Source organism: Chloroflexota bacterium (assembly GCA_020850535.1).
Taxonomy (GTDB): Bacteria; Chloroflexota; UBA6077; order UBA6077; family JACCZL01; genus JADZEM01.
Window position 1 is genome coordinate 1 of the sequence record JADZEM010000145.1, and the last position, 4,186, is coordinate 4,186.

A 4,186-nucleotide genomic window follows, 5' to 3' on the forward strand; every position below is an offset into this window, starting at 1 on the left:
ACCAGGCGGCGCGGAAGCTCGTATGGGAACGGCGCCGGGTGACCCTCCCAGGCCTGCGCCTCACCAGGGAAGCGCCAGACGCCGTTCGTCCAGGTTAGCCAGTCGTCATGACCGAGAACAGGGCCGCGCTGACGCTCCGGCGCGGACAGGTCAGGTGTCTCACGCTTCCACTCGCCCTTGCTGAACAGGGCGATCATCTCTGCACCGGCAATGATGTGCGGGGCGGCGGGAGAATCCAGAGACCCACGCGCCGTGGACTTGCCGAGTTGGTCGTCGAACCAGACGATGGTCGATCGGTATGTCCAGCCAGCGGCCATCGCCATGTGCGCGGCCGTCGCGTAGGTCGCTCGGAAGCCGCCGAGCGTAGTGTCCAATGGGACGTTGACCGCGAGCCGGCCGTGATGAGTTGTCACACGGTACGCTTCGACGTACCAGGCGTACATGAACGCTCGCCAGTCCTCGACCGGAACATCGCCGTCCTGGTACGCCTTGTCGAGCGCGTAGGGAGGACTGGTGACCGTCAGGTGGACACTACCATCAGTGAGCGGTAGCTTCCGGGCGTCAGCCTGATCGACGCGGACATTCCACGGGACCACCTCGGGTGCCGGCGCCGGCTGCGAGAGCGCGGCCTCAACGGCAATGGCCTGCTTCCGGTCCTTCGCTTGCTCGCGGATCTCAGCGCGTTTCCACCCCTCCACTACAGCCTCATCGAGCAGCCCGTCAGCCTCATCAGGTGGCAATGCCGAGACCGCCTCGTGGTAGGAGAACGGGACATCTGCCCGCCGGCGGGCAGATTCGAACTTCTCTGCCACGATGCCGGCATTACGTACGGTCTGGTAGGTGTGCCCCGTCGCATCCTGCACGGCGTCCTTCGATGCCTGTGAGGCCATCTCGCCGTAGCGGCGCTCGCCGTAGTTCCACCAGTCCCCGAGCCACCACTGGACGCTGCGCTCCATCCGTTGGAGCGTCTCGCCGATCGCCAGCCACTTGCCGATGTTCAAGCCTTCAGGCAGCGTGTAGCTGGTCTCGGTCAGGATCCCCGGGAGCGCCTTCTCTTCCAGCTCGGGCTCGGGAAACCAGTCGAGCGAATGGCTGATCTCGCTGGCCTCCGAACGCACTGCGTCGCTGTGCGTCGCCGGCTGCGTTTCCACACTAGAAGAAGAACTACTACCGGTTAAGTTATTAAGTAGGGTCATTTCTGGAGCCTCCAGACCCCGAAAATCCGACGCATGCGTCACCCTGACCAGATATGACGCATGTGCGTCGCAATCCGACGCATGCGTCGCTGAAGGGCGCAAATCTCCCGTTTTCAGACGCATGCGTCTGACGCACCCGACGCATGCGTCACCCTGCGTCGTGGGTGCGTGACGCATGTGCGTCACTTGCGTCACTCCGGCCATGCCAGATCCTCCGACTCACCGGAGCCCGTGGCATCTGAGTCGATCGGCTTCACGTCCCACAGGCCGTGCTGGTTCTTGAAGAAGAGATCCGAGCGGCGAGTGAGGGTCGAGGTCACCGTGGTTCGAGCCAGGCCGGTACCTTCGGCGATCAGCGACGGCTGCGATGGACCCTCACGCCGCAGGTATGCTGCGATCCGATCGGCGGTGGGCAACGACTGCTCAAGCTCCGGGTCGGCGATCTCCTCGCGTCCCCATCGGCAGATCTCGTCGTTGATCTCCCAGCGGAGGCCCACCGGATCGAACTCACGTCCGTTGTTACGCTTCGCGCAGAACAGGCCGAGATGACGGAAGCCATCCTCGGTGTCGTCGCAGGCCTGCTTGAGCTGGAAGCTCAGACGAATCCAGTTCCGCTTGAAGATGTTGCCGTACGCCTTCCGGGCAACCGCCTTCTGCTGGGCCTGCTCCGCGCTGATATGGTCGATCAGGAACGAGGTGATGCCGCCCAGCCTGCGGATACCTCGGTTGATCTTGCTTGGGCCTTCATTGGGCGGCGACCCGGCAGCCACCGAACCGGCCATGGCCGCCTCAACGCTGTCGATGATCACCAGCACGACGCCGTGCTCCTGGCATTCCGCCAGAATCCGCTCGACGTTGTCCGCGAAGGGGCTGTCCATCCGCAGATACCGGATATTGGGCGGATCGATGCCGGCGCCCCGAGCGATCTGCTGGACTCTGGCGTTCAGCGTATCGTGGTCGGTCTCCCAGTCCAGATACAGCACGTTGCCGCGTAGCATCGGGCGGAACCCTGGCAGGATCTCCACACCAGTGGTGACGCTCACCGCGAGCGCCAGACCAACCCAGGACTTTCCGCATGCGCCGTCACCGTGCAGGCTGTTGTTCTGGCCCCGCTCGAGGATCCCTTCCACGAGCCACCCCCCATCGATCGGCGCCGGTAGGTTGCCGATCCAGATCGCCGGCTCTGCCTCGTCGTCACGGCGTTCCACCTCCACGCAGAAGGCGTCGATCAGATTGCGCCACTCAATGCCCGCCTTCCGGTCGGCCAGCCGGTTCGCGAACTGGGTGCGATCTCGACCGCTCGACAGGTTCAGGACTTCACCCGCGAGCCGCTCCGAGGGCGTCCCCCGAGCCGTACCTCTGGCACGGAACTCGACGTCAACGTACCCGCGGAGCGAACCGTGGTCATGGCGAAGTCGTCTGACCGTGATCCGGATCGTCCGCTCGCCGCACACCATCCTCCAGCCCAAACCGTGCGCCTCGAAGCGATCCCCTTTCGGGGTCAGTTGTGTCGGCACGGCCATTACGCACCTAGCCTCGGGATGCCGCCGAGCTCATGTGGCGCAAGGGTCCGAAGCGCATCGCGGAACTCCATCCCGTCGAGGTCGCGCAGAAAGGTGAACACGTCACCGCGCGCGCCACACCCGAAGCAGACGAAGAACGGTTCGCGGAGATCCACCTTGAAGGACGGCGTCTGGTCGGCGTGGAACGGACACCGCCACCACAGTCCGCCACTCTGTTGCCGGACGGGCTGGCCTAGCTTTTCGATCGCCACCTCGACCAGGTGCGAGCGGGCAGTCTCGACCCGTCCATCTGTCAGGCCCTCGTAGCGGGGACGCGCAGCCGGCTTCGGCAGGCAGTCCGGCCGCCACGGCTCAGCACCACGGATCATCAGATCCAGGGTGACTCGATCCCCGCCACGTGCTACGAAGTCAGCGGCATCGTCGCCCTTGGTGCACGCCCCAGCCCAGGCCAGGCGACGCGCGGTGCCACCCAGGCGGACGATGCCGGCCGCAACGCGCGTCATGTGCCTCTCACCCTCATCGTCATGGTCGGGCCAGAGCACCGTGTCGAACGCCAGAACGGAGCTGAGCACGTCCTCAGTCGGGGTCCCGTGCGCCCCGGTCACCGTTCCGAGCGCAGGCACGCCCAGCGACCAGACGGCTTTAGTCGCCTTCTCACCCTCACAGAGGACGATCGGCTCGCCGATGGCCAGGCGATCCAGGCGCTCAGTCCCGTAGAGCGGCAGATCAGCCGTCCTCAGGCCCGCCAGCCCCCGCTCGGGTGCGAACCCAGGCCGGCGCCAGGAGACGCTCTTGGTGCCGTCTGTGTGGTTGATCCTGACGTGCTCGGCCACCAGGATGCCTTCTCGCGTGCGGATCGCATAGACCTTTCGCATGGCGTCTAGAAGGCTTCCTCGTCTTCGTCGACGACATCGTCTGCCTGGGCCTGTGCGGGCTGGCGGGCCTCAATGTCCTTGATCCAGCCGGCGACCGTCTTGATGCCTTCGCGGATCTCAGCATCGGTCATGCTCGTCAGATCAACGTCCGGGTACTCACCCCCCACGGACCGCAGCTTGGCGATGCCACGCCCCGCCAGGGCGAGGAGCTCAGCTCTGGACTTGCCATGCCTGGCCGGCTGCGCCCCGCCGACCATCGCCGCGGCTCTGACCTGGTCTGATGATGTCGGCTCTGGCCCACGTGGCCGCCGCTTCGCCTTGGCGGCATCAAGTCGCTCGTCGATGTCATCGCCCGTGGGGTCGCCGCCGACGTTGTGAACATCACTCGGTACGGCCGTGGTCTGAGCAAAGGCCTGTTGAAATTGGGGAAGATCCTCGAGGTCCTGGGTAAAGATCCGGCTGGCTCCGGTGGCGTTCAGTGTGGCGGCGATGTGTGCCCGCTTCTGGGCCATCTTGCTGACGGTGTTCTCCAGGCTGGCGGTGTCCTCGTTCTCAACCCGGCCCACCTGCTGGCCCTCGATGACCTCGGCGC

Annotated in this window: 4 protein-coding genes; all 4 read right to left on the reverse strand. The window is 65.3% G+C overall.

Annotated elements, in window-relative coordinates:
• Nucleotides 1–1,196, reverse strand: a 1,196-nt coding sequence (locus IT306_21895; protein ID MCC7371083.1) for a site-specific DNA-methyltransferase, incomplete at its 3' end; no start/stop codon positions are given.
• Nucleotides 1,197–1,387: 191 nt separating this feature from the next.
• On the reverse strand, nucleotides 1,388–2,719 hold the full coding sequence (locus IT306_21900; protein MCC7371084.1) for an AAA family ATPase: 1,332 nt from the start codon (nucleotides 2,717–2,719) through the stop codon (nucleotides 1,388–1,390).
• Complete coding sequence (locus tag IT306_21905) at nucleotides 2,719–3,594, reverse strand: hypothetical protein (GenBank protein MCC7371085.1); 876 nt, start codon at nucleotides 3,592–3,594, stop codon at nucleotides 2,719–2,721. Before IT306_21905 ends, IT306_21900 begins: the two co-directional genes overlap by 1 nt.
• A gap of 5 nt (nucleotides 3,595–3,599) precedes the next feature.
• Nucleotides 3,600–4,186, reverse strand: a 587-nt coding sequence (locus tag IT306_21910; protein MCC7371086.1) for a hypothetical protein, incomplete at its 5' end; no start/stop codon positions are given.

Excerpts from the sequence above, each read along its gene's own strand:
- IT306_21900 (MCC7371084.1), bottom strand. The coding sequence starts at position 2,719 with ATGGCCGTGCCGACACAACTGACCCCGAAAGGGGATCGCTTCGAGGCG.
- IT306_21905 (MCC7371085.1), bottom strand. The coding sequence starts at position 3,594 with ATGCGAAAGGTCTATGCGATCCGCACGCGAGAAGGCATCCTGGTGGCC.